This window comes from Binatus sp. (SeqCode), from assembly GCF_049584895.1.
In the GTDB taxonomy this organism is placed as follows: domain Bacteria; phylum Desulfobacterota; class Binatia; order Binatales; family Binataceae; genus Binatus.
The window spans coordinates 113583-126016 of the sequence record NZ_JBAUYR010000147.1; the positions used below are offsets into that span (position 1 = coordinate 113583).

Below are 12434 nucleotides of genomic sequence, written 5' to 3' on the forward strand. Positions count from 1 at the left end.
TATATCCACCTCAAAAACTGAAAGAGATCGCGCCGAAAAGATACCCGACTTATTAACCGACCTTCGCGGTCGGAATTCTAAAAACGAGTGAAGCTGGCCCCGAGTAATGAAAAGGACCTACCAACCGCATAACCGCCGACGCAAACGAACCCATGGATTCCTGGCGCGGATGGCCACGCCGGGCGGACGCAAGATACTCAAGCGCCGCCGTGCGAAGGGCCGTGCACGCCTTGCAATCTCGATCCCGCCCAAGCAGCCAGGCTAACCATCCGGTGCGCGCGCAATTGAGCTTCGCGGCGGCAGACCGGCTGCATCGGAGCGCGGAATTTTTGCGCCTCCAGCGAAATGGAGTGCGCTTTCAGAGTCCTCATTTTGTCGTGTATGCGTCGCGACTCGAGCACGAGCCGGAGCGGTCGCGGTTGGGGGTGACGGTGTCGCGCAGGATCGGCAACTCGGTGCTGCGGAACCGGGTGAAGCGACGGGTGCGCGAGATTTTCAGGAAAGGGCTGCGGGCATCTCTGCCAGTCGGGACCTCTTTAGTGGTGATCGCGCGCGGCGGCGCAGGTGCGCTCGAATCGGCGACGATCGATGATGAGCTCATGATGGCGGCGCGGAATCTTAAGGGGCGAATTGGCGGGCGGGGTGATTGATGGCGAAGAACCTAACCCCTAACCCCTTCCCATGGTGGGAAGGGGGACCGGATGGCACGACGCGAAAGATTGGTGCCTTGCCGCGATTCGTTGCGGTCGGGGTGGTTGCGATTTATCGCGCGGCGGTGTCGCCGGTGATTCATGCGATACACGGGCCGGCGTGCCGGTTCGAGCCTAGCTGCTCCGTGTATGCGCGCGACGCGATTGGGGAGTACGGGATCGTTCGCGGCGGTGCGATGGCGCTGTGGCGAATCGCGCGGTGCAATCCGATGGGTGGGCATGGGTTTGATCCGGTGCGCGGGCATGGGGTGGGGAGATGAGGAGATCGGATGATCTTTCTTTGTGTCATCCTGAGCGCAGCGAAGGATCTCGCGCGTCGGCGCGCGCTTGCATGGATGGCGCCGGACGCCGGAGCGTCCGTCGAGATTCTTCGCCGCGGCGGCTCAGAATGACCCAAAAAAATGTGCGTGCAGACTTTTGCGAGGTGATCACGGAACCCTCACTTGATCCGGCGTGCGGGCGTGGAGTCGAGAGATGAAGGGATCGGGTGATCTTTCTTTGTGTCATCCTGAGCGTAGCGAAGGATCTCGCGCGTCGGCGCGCGCTTGCATGGCTGGCGCCGAACGCCGGAGCGTCCGTCGAGATTCTTCGCTGCGGCGGCTCAGAATGACACAAAAAAATGTCAGTGCGAGCTTTTGCGATGTGATCACAGAACCCTCACCTACTGGCCGCGATGCGGCCAGCCTCCTCTCCCGTGAAATAACGGGCGAGGCATTTGGAGCGCACGGATTCAGCTCGATGCCGGGCAACCTAACCCCTAACCCCTTCCCTCGAGGGAAGGGGGAGAATCGCAGGAACAGAAATAAAGTTGGATTCTAGTCGCGTACTGCTTGCGGTTATTTTGTCGATCATTCTGGTGGTGGCTTACCAGGAGTTGGTGCTGAAGCGGTTTTTTCCTGCCCCTACGCAACAGCAGCAGCAGGCGGCTGAGCAGGCCAAGGCGGCCAAGGCTGCGCAGGGGAATGCGGCTGATAACGGGACGAACGCATTCGGGACGCTGAGCAACTCGACGGCTCCTGGAGCAGCTGCGACGGCGGGAGCAACCGGGCAGCAATCTGCCGGCATGACGCCTTCGATGGCGCTGGTGCCGGAGCGCACTATCGAAGTTGATTCGGATTTGTACGTCGCCGTGTTTACTACTCATGGCGCGCGGCTCAAGAGTTTCAAGCTCAACAAATACCGGCAGACTGCCGACAAGAATAGTCCGCCTTACGAGATGGTGCAGGTGTCGCCGGGAGGGCGACTGCCGCTCGGCGCGGTGCTGACGCGTGGCGGGAATGTCGTCGACGACAGCGATTTCAATTACGAGACGAACGCGCCTGAGAAAATAACGACGGCGGGGGCGGATGCGACCGCGGTGTTCGTCGCCAAGGAGGCGGACGGCACTACTATCACCAAGACTTTCACGTTCAAGCCGTCGGGCTACGTCTTTACGATGGACGTTGCGGTCACGGGCGGGCCGCCGCTGAATCAGCTTGGCGTGTCGATGAGCCAGCCGCTGACGGCGCATCAGGGGTACTACGATATCCCCGCGCTGGAGGCTGACGTGGCCGACAAGTCGTTCACCGAGAACGAGAAAGACCTGAAGAAGGGCGTGCCTCCGAGGTCCGGCCCGATCACGTATGCCGGTTTTGGCGATCAGTATTTCCTGGCGGTATTTTTGCCCCTGGATCCGAAGGTCGGCACGCTCGCGATGGCGTACATAGGTGACGAGGCAATCGCACGGCTGTTGTTCGACGACACGACGCGAACCCGTCAAGAAATCTACATGGGGCCGAAGCTACTCGAGGCCCTGGAATCGGTGAATCCGGCGCTTACCAAGGCGATCACTTTCGGCTGGGCGGGAATCCTGGCGATCATTTTTCTGCGCATCCTGAAACTATTTCACTACATCGCGCCCAATTACGGGGTCGATATTATTCTGGTGACGGTGGCCTTGAGGGTCGCGCTGCTGCCGATCTCGATCAGAAGCCAGCGATCGATGATGAAGATGCAGCGGTTGCAGCCGCAAATCCAGCGCTTGCGCGACAAGTACAAGGACAACAACGAGCAGTTGCAGAAAGAGATGGTCGATCTCTACAAGCGCAATCACGTCAATCCGCTCGGAGGATGCGCGCCGATGGCGCTGCAACTGCCGATTTTTATCGGGATGTACGAGGCGCTGCGGAACTCGGTCGAGCTGCGGCATGCGCCGTTCGTCGGCTGGATCAACGATTTGTCGACGCCCGACTGCCTGCATATTTCCTGGATGCCGCAACTGCCGCTGACGCATTGCCACGGCCTGCCGGTGCTGGTGCTGCTGATGGGGCTGACCAGTTTTATCCAGCAGTACATGACGCCGACGACGCCTGACCCGAATCAGCAGCGGATGATGATGCTGACGCCGCTGATTTTCACGATCATGTTGATAAACTTTCCCGCGGGCCTCGCTTTGTATTATTTTTCGTCTAACCTGCTAGGCGTGATCCAGCAATACTTTCTCAACCGCGAATTCCAACAATACACGCCGACTACATGAGCAATATGGACTGGAAAGAAGTGGAAGCCGCCTCGGTGGAAGAGGCGACCCGGGAAGCCCTCGAGCAGCTTGGCGCGCGCGAGGACGACGTTACGATCGAAGTGATCTCGACGCCGCGTGCGGGCGTGCTTGGACTGGGCGCACGTCAGGCGCGAGTGCGGGTTACGCGCAAAGGCGCGGAAGGTGTCGGCGCGGAGCCGGCGGCGACGCCGCCAGCATCGCAAGCTCCGCGAGAACGCAACGAAGGCGCGTCGGATGGGCGTGGTCGCGGGCGTGAGAATCAACGGCGGGGTCGCAACGACGGCAGCTCACGGAGCCAGAGTCCGGCGGCGTCCAGCGGCGGCGACGATGACGGCGGCGCGGCAGGACGCAGGAGCGCGGACCTCGAGGAGCAGCGCCGCGAGGCGATGGTTATCCTCAAGCAGATTCTCGAGCAGATGGGCGAGCCGACCGAAGTGCGGCAAATTGAAATCGATGCGGAGACGGTCGAGATCGAGATCAAGGGCGATGGATCGGGGATTCTGATCGGACGACATGGGCAGACGCTCGACGCGCTCGAGTACCTGGTGAATCGAATCCTGGCGCGGCGAATCAAGGACGCGGCCCCGATTTCACTCGAGACCGAATCGTATCGCGCACGACGCCGCCAGCAACTGCATCGGATGGCGCTCTCGATGGGCGAGAAGGCCAAGCGTGAGCATAAGCCGGTGCGGCTCGAGCCGATGCCGCCGCGCGACCGCCGCGTGGTACATCTGGCGTTGAAGGACGATCCGATGATCACGACGCGCTCAGGGGGCGACGGAATAATGCGCGCGATCGAGATAGTGCCGACGGACAGCAGCGGCGGGCGTCGCGAGCAGAAAGGCGACGGGCAGAATCGCGGGCGTCGGCGCGAGCCCGAGCGCGAGAAGCCTCGCGAGCGCGAGCGGGAAGTGCAGGAAGTGCAGAGAATCGAGCCTGAGCGCGGCAACGAGGCGATTGGCGAGCAGGGCGGATTCAAGCACGGGCAGAAGCGGATTGTGTGACCCTCTTACTCCGTCATTCTGAGCGAAAGCTGCTGTGATTGAGCCGAAGCCCTGAGCGAAGCCGAGGGGGAAGAATCTCGACGGACGCTCCAGCGTCCGGCGCTACCAGGCTGACGCGCTGACGCGCGAGATCCTTCGCCGCAGCGGCTCAGGATGACGTTTAAAAAACGGGCGCGGGAGATGATCCCGCGCCCATTTTAAGTTACGGACGGTTGCGACTGGAGCTTAGAACGATGCTGCGCGGACCATCGCCTGGGTGGTGAAGAAACTGCGATCGACCGCACCCATGTTGATGTACCAGCATTCACGCTCGGGGGTTTCGAGGCCCGGCAGATAGCACATAGTCGCGAGGCCCGACTGCACGTCGGTCGAGACCGCGCCTACGACGAACGATCGCTTGAACGGATAGATTGCGACCTTGGCGTCGGGCACCGGGCGGTCGCGAGTCGCCAGCCAGTAGATGTGCGAGCGGAACAGATGGCCGGCCCGGTCGTACGTGTCGATGTAGGGCTCGAACCACATTTCGCTGTCCATGAAGATGACGGTGCGCGAATCAAGCGCGTTGATGCGCGAGCGATCAGGCAGCGCCTGCACGATGTACATGTGGCGCATCTCCCAAGCCTCGGGGCATGCACTGGCGCCGCCGTCGGTGGGGCATCGCTGTTCGGGCGAGTGCTCGGCGTGAATGGTCGCGAGCATGTTCTTCTCGCCCAGGAATTTATAGAAGTACTGCTCGGTCTTGGGATTGAAGCCCGAGTAGTGATCCGGATCCCACGCATGAGCGGAGGTACCGCCGGCCGTGGTCGAGGAGCTCATGATGGACTCGTTGACGCGGCGCAGCCGGCGCGATCCGGCATCAAGACTCCAGATGTCGTCGCCGTGTCTGGGGTCGGCGTAGCGGTATCGGATGAAGCCGGTTCCTCGAATTTCCTGCGGCGCCAGAATCGGGTACAGGCCGAACAGCCAGTAACGGCCGGTGGTCTTGAAATCGGGATCGGTCGGCAGCGGCTCGACCTCGGTGCGGCCGACCAGGTCATAGCCGGCGTAGTGCCCGATTTGGAAATACTCGATCTGGCCGGTCTGCGCGCCTTTCTTCTGGTACTCGGAATCACAGTCGTAGTAGCGCAGATCGTAGTCGTCGGAAGTGATTGGGCGGAAGACGTTGTTCCAGATGACTTTGACGGCGACGTCAGGGTCGTTGGCGTCGATCAACGGGAACGGCTGACCGGCGACGTAGCCGACGATCGACTTCTTGTCCCGCGACAGCTGTACCTGCGACGAATACTTCTCGGTCGCATCTTTATAAGGAGGCGGCCAATCGACACGCTGAGTCGGCACGATCTTCATCGACATGCCGCGCTGGACTTTATAGTAGACGCCCGGGCCTACCAGGTCCTGGACCTTGGATGCGTTGTCGGGCGTGATGAAATCACCCGGCTTGACCTGGGCGTAACCTTGAGTGCTGAACGCGCAAATTGCGAGCAACACCAAGGTAGCGACGGTCGTCGAGATCGTTGACGACAAAGCCTTCTGCCTTCGCATACGATAGCCTCCCGAGCGGCCCGTGGCCGCGGTCTTAATCAATTGTTTCCGACATTAGGGGAGGTCTGACTGAATCGTCAATATAATTTCTTGCAGATTGCGATTTACGGGGCTCAGGATTATGCGGCAGTTCAGGTTGGCTAATGGCCAAATTCCGACTTGCCATCTGAATGACGCGCCGAACCCAACGTCACGGAGGGAACCATACTGGCCGCATCGAGCATGCGAGTCAGTGTACGCGGAACGATTCGCGCGAAGATTTCTGAGCCTCTGGCGATGATTTCGGAAAACGTGACGCTGAAAAATCGTCGACTGCCTTTAATCACGACTTTTCCGGATCATCAGTATTATTAGTATTATTTCACCGACGAGTGTCGCCTCCTTCTCGCCGAAAAGGGCTCATGGCCGATGAGTGCCTTATTTCGTACGACGATAGCGTTTGCTCAATTCGCATAAGGCATGCTGATCGGGCAGATCTAAATATCAATCAACCACTCCTAACAAACGTTAGGTAGGGCTGGCTCGTGCGATTATCATTTTCTCGACAGCCTCATAACGGGCAGTCCCGCGCGGCGCGCCCCGACGATCGGAGAACTGCCCGTTAATCGCCGTCCGTTGTCCTCTATGCGAATCGCCTAGAACGACGCAGCGCGGAACATTGCCTCCGTGGTGAAGAAGCTGCGATCGACCGCACCCATATTGATGTACCAGCATTCGCGCTCGGGCGTTTCGAGGCCCGGCAGATAGCACATCGTCGCCAGGCCCGACTGCACGTCGGTTGAGACCGCGCCTACGACGAACGATCGCTTGAACGGATAGATTGCGACCTTGGCGTCCGGCACCGGGCGATCGCGAGTCGCCAGCCAGTAGATGTGCGCGCGGAAGAGATGGCCGGCGCGATCGTAGGTGTCGATGTAGGGCTCGAACCACATTTCGCTGTCCATGAAGATGACGGTGCGCGAATCAAGCGCGTTGATGCGCGATCGATCAGGCAGCGCCTGCACGATGTACATATGCCGCATCTCCCAAGCCTCGGGGCATGCGCTGGCGCCGCCGTCGGTCGGACATCGCTGCTCGGGCGAATGTACCGCGTGGATGGTCGCGAGCATGTTCTTCTCGCCCAGGAATTTGTAGGTGTACTGCTCGGTCTTGGGATTGAAGCCCGAGTAATGATCGGGGTCCCACGCATGGGCCGAGGTTCCGCTGGCGGTGGACGAGCTCATTATGGCCTCGTTGACGCGGCGCAGCCGGCGCGAGCCGGCGTCAAGACTCCAGATATCGTCGCCACGTCTCGGATCGGCGTAACGCCATCGGATGAATCCGGTCCCGCGAATTTCCTGAGGAGCAAGAATCGGGTACAAGCCGAACAGCCAGTAACGGCCGGTGGTCTTGAAATCGGGATCGGTCGGGAGCGGCTCGACTTCGGTGCGGCCGACGAGATCGTAACCGGCATAATGCCCGATTTGGAAATACTCGATCTGGCCGGTCTGCGCACCTTTCTTCTGGTACTCGGAATCGCAGTCGTAGAAGCGCAGATCGTAGTCATCCGAAGTGATTGGGCGGAAGACGTTATTCCAGATGATCTTCACCGCGACGTCAGGATCATTGGCGTCGATCAACGGGAACGGCTGCCCGGCGACGAAGCCGACGATCGACTTCTTGTCCCGCGACAGTTGTACCTGCGACGAATACTTTTCGGTCGCATCCTTATAAGGAGGCGGCCAATCGACGCGCTCGGTCGGCACGATCTTCATCGACATGCCGCGCTCGACCTTGTAGTAGACGCCCGGGCCTACCAGATCTCTGACCTTGGATGCGTTGTCGGGCGTGATGAAATCACCCGGCTTAACCTGAGCATGACTGGGAGTGGTGTAGGAACCAATCGCGAGCAGCACCAAAGCAGCCAGGATCATCGCGAAACGTAACGACGCGCTTTTCACCCTTCGCATAACGGGCCTCCCTGATAAGTTTGAGACGACCAATTGCCGCTATTGAACTTATCGAAACATAAGAAATTCAGGTGGGCTCCGTCAAGTTTTTTTGATTGATATCGATGCTAAGGAATTTTCTTTATACGACAATTTAAATCAGCAAACGGTTGTATCTGACGTTAAGAGACTCTTTACGATACGCATCGTGGGACACAATAGTCAGTTTGGGACAGATTGGGGGGAGATTCCCGATGAATCAGAGGAAACACCCCGATGGCACGCGCGGTGCTTTGTGAGTCGGAGCAAACTGAAGATGAGCAGAAAAGTTTTGCCGGCGACGCATCAGGCTGTCCGCCGGGATAGTGCCAACAGAATGTTTACGCTGGCGGCGAGCGCAGGCGGCCAGGTGATGGTGCTGGTTTGCGTCTCGCTGATCGCGCTCATGGGCATGATCGCCGTGGTTACAGACTTCAGCTTCATGCAGCATCAAAAGAACATGATGCAGACGGCGGCGGACAGCGCGGCGATGGCCGGCGCCGAAGAATTGAACTACGGCGACCAGGTGGCGGCGGGGCAGACGGACGCGGCCAGCAACGGATACACCAACGGCGTCAGCAGTGTCACGGTAACGATCAACAATCCGCCGAGCACGGGACCGAATACGTCAAACTCGGCGTATGTCGAGGCGATCGTCAGCAAGCCGGAGCCGACTTATTTTCTGCGCGTGCTCGGAGTCAGCACGATGACGGTGTCCACGCGAGCGGTTGCGTACGAGGGCAACGGGCCGAACTGCATATATGTGTTGAATCCGTCGGCCTCGGGCGCGTTCTCGGCCAACGGCAATGTTTCGGTCACCAGCAGCTGCGGCCTGCTGGTGGACTCGAGCTCGTCGAGCGGTTTGTCGGTGGTCGGCAACGTCTCGATTACGGCGCCGACTATCGGGGTGGTGGGAGGATATAGTGCGGGCGGCAATTCCAGTCTAACGCCGACGCCGAAGACCGGCGTAATTGCGGCCAGCGACCCGCTGGCCTACCTGCAGGCGCCGACTGTCGGTTCATGCGCTCACACCAATTATTCGCTGAACGGGAACAGCGGAAGCGCGAGCACTCCGCTCCAGCTTTATGCCGGCACCTATTGCGGCGGTATCACGGTCCACGGCAATGCGTGGCTGAAATTCAACGCGGGAACTTATGTGCTTGCCGGCGGCGGAATGGCGATCAGCGCCAACACGACCATGACCGGCACCGGGGTGACCTTTTACAATACGACCGGAACCGGCGGTTACGGCGCGATCAGTATGAATGGAAACACGCAGGCCAATCTCAGTGCCCCGACCTCGGGTCCGCTGGCGGGGATCCTGTTCTTTCAGGATCGCTCGATCCCGAGTAGCGGCGCGGGCAGCACGATCACTGGAAATTCGAGTTCGACTTTCGATGGAGCGGTCTATTTCCCGACTACGGCGCTTAGCTTCAACGGAAACAGCAGTGCCAGCGGCTACAGCATCGTGGTGGCGAATCAACTGACGCTGAGTGGCAACGCGTCACTTGGCAGCAACTATTCGTCGCTGGCCAACGGCTCACCGATAAAAGGAACGATACTGGCCGAATGAATTCATCGCGCAAATCCGTCGAGATGAGGCCGAATCGCGCGCACCGGTGTGGGCAGGCGTCAGTAGAGCTCGCGCTCAGCTTGCCGTTGCTGCTGATGATGTTCCTGGTAGTGGTGGAAATGGGGCGCGCATTTTACATCGCGATTTCGGTCGCCAACGCTGCGCGCGCCGGTGTTCAATACGGCTCACAGAGTCTCACCACCGCCGCGGACAATGCAGGGATGCGGACGGCGGCGACCAACGACGCGCCAAATCTCGTCGGCATGACGGCGACCGCGACTCATTTCTGCATATGCTCCGACGGAACCGCCTCGACCTGCCTGGCTACCGACTGCGCCAGCAGCCATCGTCTGTTGTACACGCAGGTGAACACCAGCGCGTCATACGCGCCGCTGATAAATTTCATGGGCATCCTGCCGTCGATGACGGTGCCCGGCAAAGCAATCATGCGCGTGGTGCAGTAGGCATGATGAACGCCGGCGGCATCAAGTTGTGGCGCGGGCGCATGTGCGCGGCGATCCGACGCTCGCACCCGGGACAGGCGATGGCGGAGTTCGCACTGGTGATCACGCCATGCCTGATGTTGTTCTTCGGCTTGATCAACTTTGCGCTGGCGCTCTACTGCTACGACTTCGTCTGCTACAGCGCCCAGCAGGCAGTCAGATATGCGACAGTCCACGGCTCGACCGCGACGACGGCGGTGACGGCATCCAACGTTCAGACTTACGTAAACGGTCTGGTGGTCGGCGTGCTGAACACGAGCGCGATGACCGTCAGCACGACCTGGTCGCCGAACAACAAGCCCGGGGGTGTAGTCACAGTGGCGGTCACCTACCGCTATCCGCCCCTGACCAGCCTGGTTTCCTCCGTCACTATCCCGCTCACCCGCACCGCCGCGATGGTCATCACGCAGTAAACGATAGGGGAGCATCCGCATATCCTGGACGCGAAAGTGTCCGAGGTGCACTTCGATGCTGTTGTGAGTGAGTTGCTCAAAGAACCTGCCTCAGATGAGAATCCACATTTCTATTGTCGCAAGTGCGGCGAGTATCACCTGAAAACGCATCCGCATCACACTACCTAGGTTGAAGTAAGTCCTGCGTGCCCATGCACCACGCTGCGAACACTCCGTAAAGCGAAAATAGAACAAGGGCGACAAACGTGCACACGAACAGCGCCATAGCGCGGTCTTCGGACCGTTCGGGAAATTCCAACGGCAGGTGAGCGCCGCCTTGATGTTGGCCGTATTGGTTACCGCAAAATTGCGGAGCGGGTGGCGCGCCAGGTGGAAAGTTAGGGTCCTTACAATACATCAGGATTTTTCCATCCGGCTCGCGCGCCAGCAGCAGTGAGACAGCCCAACGCCCATCAACGGCTTTCTCGATTGCAAGTAGTTCCTTGAAATAGACGTCTTTCGGGTCACCATCCCAAGAGTCTATATCGACTTCGTAGTACTGTTGCTGCGCGTTCAGTTCAGGTTTCCAATTAAACATGCGGTTTTCAAAAGAAGCATTAGGGTCGATTTCTGGATAATTTAGTTCGAATCCCGTGAAGTACGGTTCTATCCCGGTATCTTTGTTGAAGTGGGGATTGTTCCGAACGTCTTTTTCTTTAACCCGATCTCGAAAATGCATTGCAACACTTTTGGCGGGAGCGGGTCCGTAATGAAGCACGACCATTTCCCAATTGTCCCCTACCCACATGTAAGGCATTACATATGCAGTGCTTGGTTGCAGATGCTCCGCCATCCACTTGACACGCAAGGGATTCGCTAAGGGACCGAGAATTCCAACCGTGAGTAATACCGATGCTCCTATGCGGGAAATAGGACGCATAACGATCAGTCGGGAGCACCAGCAAGCATGTGTCACGAAAATGATGAGACACGCTAAAAACAAGCACTGCCAGAAGAAACTGACTCCGTACATGATCGAAACCAGCACGGAGATTAAGAAACCGAGAATTCCGAATAGGTCGCGTTGGTCAGTGGACATTTGCTAGGTAAGAGCAGGTTGCCGCTGCCTCCCACCAGCGGCCATTCACTTTTTGATGACTTATCGACTAGAGTTTCAACACATTCGCTATGAAACGACCAGTGATCGGGCTCCTTGTAATTGCTGGCTGTTTGGTGCTGAGCGCAAAGAACTCTGCCCCCGCATCGCCTCTGGTGATTAGACGGGCTCTTTACGCAGGTGTCCAACACCGGACAATCCCCTAAACGATACGTTGCGAACGTTACGGGTGTAGAGACGATTTTCACCTCTCGCTTCGAGCGGTTGGCGCTGCTAACCCTTGGTCAAGGAACCGATTTTTCATGAAACGCATGATTCCCGCCGATCGCCTTGGCCGCCCCGACAGTTTCATCACGATGAGCGTTGAGAAGATGCGGGCGATTCGGGCCGAGCAAGGATTGACGGGAGTGATCGTTACGCTCGACGAAGAAGCCCTCCGCACGCGTCTCCACACGATTTATACGGGCGAGCTACAGGCGATGGAAGCGGCGGGGCGCACGCTGTTCGATTTTCCCGAAGCGCCATGGGAATTCCAACTCGAAATGGCGCGCCAGGTATGGGACGAATCGCGGCATACCGAGATTTTCGTTCGCCTCGTGGAATACATGGGCGCGACGCCGGGTGACTATGTCGAGACGGATCTGCTTTGGCGCTGCACGCTGACGGATGATCCCGCAGCGCGGGTTGCGGGGATCAACCGTGGGCTCGAGGGCCTGGCCTGCGATGTGTTCGAACATTTGATTCGAATTGCGCAGAAAAACGGTGATTCGATTATCGAAAGAGCCGTCGACTACGTGCTGGCCGATGAAATCACGCACGTACGCATGGGCTCAAAATGGATGCGCAAGTTAACCGAGGGGAATCCAGAACGTCTGGCCGCCGCGCAAGCCTTTCAAGAAGGCCTTGATACAGAGCTCAACTATCGGGGCCGTCGCCGGGCGAGCGAGGATATTAGCGCGGACGATAATAGTTTGGTTGCGATCGCGCGCGAATCACGGCTCCTTGCGGGCTTTACCGAGGACGAAATTCAGAGACTCGTCCAGTCGGCGCGCCGCAGCACCGCTTACTAGCCCGAACAGAGAAATCC

At 58.9% G+C, this 12434-nt stretch carries 13 protein-coding genes; 10 read left to right on the top strand and 3 right to left on the bottom strand.

Annotated elements, in window-relative coordinates:
* The first annotated feature begins 106 nt into the window (after nt 1-106).
* From rpmH to jag, 6 genes are all read left to right on the top strand, one after another.
* Nucleotides 107-265 (top strand): 50S ribosomal protein L34, encoded by a 159-nt coding sequence (rpmH, locus tag WB650_RS24665; RefSeq protein ID WP_422295156.1) that lies wholly within the window; start codon nt 107-109, stop codon nt 263-265.
* A gap of 85 nt (nt 266-350) precedes the next feature.
* Nucleotides 351-650, top strand: coding sequence for a ribonuclease P protein component (gene rnpA, locus WB650_RS24670; RefSeq protein ID WP_423962446.1), 300 nt, complete (start codon nt 351-353; stop codon nt 648-650).
* The gene (gene yidD / locus WB650_RS24675) at nt 650-970 is read left to right on the top strand and encodes a membrane protein insertion efficiency factor YidD (protein ID WP_422305645.1); all 321 of its coding nucleotides are present in this window, start codon (nt 650-652) and stop codon (nt 968-970) included. Before rnpA ends, yidD begins: the two co-directional genes overlap by 1 nt.
* A 9-nt stretch (nt 971-979) precedes the next feature.
* The gene (locus WB650_RS24680) at nt 980-1102 is read left to right on the top strand and encodes a hypothetical protein (RefSeq protein WP_422305647.1); all 123 of its coding nucleotides are present in this window, start codon (nt 980-982) and stop codon (nt 1100-1102) included.
* A 416-nt stretch (nt 1103-1518) separates the two neighbouring features.
* Nucleotides 1519-3228, top strand: a complete 1710-nt coding sequence (gene yidC / locus WB650_RS24685) for a membrane protein insertase YidC (protein ID WP_422303703.1) — start codon at nt 1519-1521, stop codon at nt 3226-3228.
* Between the two features lie 5 nt (nt 3229-3233).
* Nucleotides 3234-4253, top strand: a complete 1020-nt coding sequence (jag, locus tag WB650_RS24690; protein WP_423962417.1) for an RNA-binding cell elongation regulator Jag/EloR — start codon at nt 3234-3236, stop codon at nt 4251-4253.
* A 225-nt stretch (nt 4254-4478) separates the two neighbouring features.
* Here the strand turns inward: jag and WB650_RS24695 are convergent, their stop codons facing one another.
* Entirely contained in the window at nt 4479-5795 is a 1317-nt protein-coding gene (locus WB650_RS24695; RefSeq protein WP_422303705.1) for a DUF1329 domain-containing protein, read from the bottom strand.
* Nucleotides 5796-6430: 635 nt separating this feature from the next.
* Complete coding sequence (locus WB650_RS24700; protein ID WP_422303706.1) at nt 6431-7744, bottom strand: DUF1329 domain-containing protein; 1314 nt, start codon at nt 7742-7744, stop codon at nt 6431-6433.
* A 295-nt stretch (nt 7745-8039) separates the two neighbouring features.
* On the opposite strand from WB650_RS24700, the gene WB650_RS24705 reads away from it, so the two are divergent.
* Genes WB650_RS24705 through WB650_RS24715 form a run of 3 tightly spaced genes read left to right on the top strand, consistent with a single transcriptional unit; the run spans nt 8040 to nt 10251 of the window.
* Entirely contained in the window at nt 8040-9335 is a 1296-nt protein-coding gene (locus tag WB650_RS24705; RefSeq protein ID WP_422303707.1) for a pilus assembly protein TadG-related protein, read from the top strand.
* Nucleotides 9332-9799 carry a TadE/TadG family type IV pilus assembly protein gene (locus tag WB650_RS24710; protein ID WP_422303708.1) on the top strand — a complete coding sequence of 156 codons (468 nt, stop codon included), beginning with the start codon at nt 9332-9334 and terminating at the stop codon, nt 9797-9799. The genes WB650_RS24705 and WB650_RS24710 overlap by 4 nt, the downstream gene beginning before the upstream one ends.
* Nucleotides 9800-9804: 5 nt before the next feature.
* A complete protein-coding gene (locus WB650_RS24715; RefSeq protein WP_423962420.1) occupies nt 9805-10251 on the top strand; it encodes a TadE/TadG family type IV pilus assembly protein in 447 nt (148 codons plus the stop codon).
* 160 nt (nt 10252-10411) lie between these two features.
* Here the strand turns inward: WB650_RS24715 and WB650_RS24720 are convergent, their stop codons facing one another.
* Nucleotides 10412-11083 (bottom strand): hypothetical protein, encoded by a 672-nt coding sequence (locus WB650_RS24720; RefSeq protein WP_422303710.1) that lies wholly within the window; start codon nt 11081-11083, stop codon nt 10412-10414.
* A gap of 566 nt (nt 11084-11649) precedes the next feature.
* On the opposite strand from WB650_RS24720, the gene WB650_RS24725 reads away from it, so the two are divergent.
* Nucleotides 11650-12417 carry a DUF455 family protein gene (locus tag WB650_RS24725; RefSeq protein WP_422303711.1) on the top strand — a complete coding sequence of 256 codons (768 nt, stop codon included), beginning with the start codon at nt 11650-11652 and terminating at the stop codon, nt 12415-12417.
* The last annotated feature ends 17 nt before the right edge of the window (nt 12418-12434 follow it).

Excerpts from the sequence above, each read along its gene's own strand:
- WB650_RS24695 (WP_422303705.1), bottom strand. The coding sequence starts at position 5,795 with ATGCGAAGGCAGAAGGCTTTGTCGTCAACGATCTCGACGACCGTCGCT.
- WB650_RS24700 (WP_422303706.1), bottom strand. The coding sequence starts at position 7,744 with ATGCGAAGGGTGAAAAGCGCGTCGTTACGTTTCGCGATGATCCTGGCT.
- WB650_RS24710 (WP_422303708.1), top strand. The coding sequence starts at position 9,332 with ATGAATTCATCGCGCAAATCCGTCGAGATGAGGCCGAATCGCGCGCAC.
- rpmH (WP_422295156.1), top strand. The coding sequence starts at position 107 with ATGAAAAGGACCTACCAACCGCATAACCGCCGACGCAAACGAACCCAT.
- WB650_RS24720 (WP_422303710.1), bottom strand. The coding sequence starts at position 11,083 with ATGGCGGAGCATCTGCAACCAAGCACTGCATATGTAATGCCTTACATG.
- WB650_RS24715 (WP_423962420.1), top strand. The coding sequence starts at position 9,805 with ATGAACGCCGGCGGCATCAAGTTGTGGCGCGGGCGCATGTGCGCGGCG.
- WB650_RS24680 (WP_422305647.1), top strand. The coding sequence starts at position 980 with ATGATCTTTCTTTGTGTCATCCTGAGCGCAGCGAAGGATCTCGCGCGT.
- WB650_RS24705 (WP_422303707.1), top strand. The coding sequence starts at position 8,040 with ATGAGCAGAAAAGTTTTGCCGGCGACGCATCAGGCTGTCCGCCGGGAT.
- yidD (WP_422305645.1), top strand. The coding sequence starts at position 650 with ATGGCGAAGAACCTAACCCCTAACCCCTTCCCATGGTGGGAAGGGGGA.
- WB650_RS24725 (WP_422303711.1), top strand. The coding sequence starts at position 11,650 with ATGAAACGCATGATTCCCGCCGATCGCCTTGGCCGCCCCGACAGTTTC.
- jag (WP_423962417.1), top strand. The coding sequence starts at position 3,234 with ATGGACTGGAAAGAAGTGGAAGCCGCCTCGGTGGAAGAGGCGACCCGG.